The organism is Paenimyroides tangerinum (assembly GCF_003865405.1).
GTDB classification, from domain to species: Bacteria; Bacteroidota; Bacteroidia; order Flavobacteriales; family Flavobacteriaceae; genus Flavobacterium; species Flavobacterium tangerinum.
Window position 1 is genome coordinate 1 of the sequence record NZ_RQVQ01000114.1, and the last position, 1,027, is coordinate 1,027.

Sequence of the window (1,027 nt, forward strand, 5' to 3'; positions counted from 1 at the left end):
AATCAAAAATACTTAAGCATAGTGATATTGTAGTGGAGTCCAATAATAGGATTTTGGACTTGATTCGGAACTTTACCTGCTTAAATTTAGGATGCTGTCCTAAACTTTGAAGCAAAGTAAAATAATATTCTTTGAATAACTCATGGGATCGTTTTTTATTCTGATAACTGACTGAGGATTTAGAGGGAGCTTTAACTACACCAAGATGGTTTAGATTTCCAGAAGCAGAACGAAGTCAATTACTTATATCACGAACAGATTTGCTGCGTGCAAAATGACAAAATAGCATAGAGATCAAATGATTCCAACTATCAAAACCTTTATTGTGTTTATCTGTTTGATGTTCTTTTACAAGCTTTTTGAATTTTGAACGATTAAGCTTTGCTATTATTTGAGAAAACAATGTTACATTTACCATCAAGAGAGTGTTTTTTTGTTGTGCAACTCAAAGATGATTTGAGATTCAAAAATTTACTCTCTTTTTTTGTTTTATTTAAACGTTTAGGACGCTATTGTTGTGTAACCAGCTGATTCTTATCCGAATAATTTAGTTTTGTTTCTTCCAATTAAAGCTATCGCAGTCATTTCTCCTGAACTTGCAGTATAGCCACTTATTAAAACTACTATTGGTAAATGTTTTTTTATTGGCATTCTTATTTTTTTTCTATCTAAAACCTGATTAGAATCTACATAGAAATTGCCGTTTTTCAATAACCATTCCCTGTCTGATTGGTTATCAGAAGTTATAAATCCACCTAATTTTTCATTATCACCAATAATATCACTTATCCCAGCAATCATTGGGTACATATTTACACCGGTATTTATCCGTAAATCAATTATCCATCCTTTTATCTTATTTGAATTTATCTTATTGATTTCGTCAACTATATTGCTGGATATACTGTCAATTTTTTTAGCATTAAAATCATTATTTCCTGAAATTCTTAAATATGCAATATTTTTATTTAGTAACCTGAGTTCGATTAATAAATCAAGAAAAATAGTTGGTAAAAAAAAGAAATAG

At 29.4% G+C, this 1,027-nt stretch carries 2 protein-coding genes; both read right to left on the bottom strand.

What is annotated here, in order from left to right:
• Nucleotides 1-235 precede the first annotated feature (235 nt).
• Nucleotides 236-418, bottom strand: coding sequence for a DUF4372 domain-containing protein (locus EG240_RS16405; RefSeq protein ID WP_125020396.1), 183 nt, complete (start codon nt 416-418; stop codon nt 236-238).
• A 116-nt stretch (nt 419-534) separates the two neighbouring features.
• Nucleotides 535-1,027: S41 family peptidase (locus tag EG240_RS16410; RefSeq protein ID WP_235830416.1), on the bottom strand; the 493-nt coding region annotated here is incomplete at its 5' end.

Coding starts and splice junctions, on each gene's coding strand:
- EG240_RS16405 (WP_125020396.1), bottom strand. CDS start 418: ATGGTAAATGTAACATTGTTTTCTCAAATAATAGCAAAGCTTAATCGT.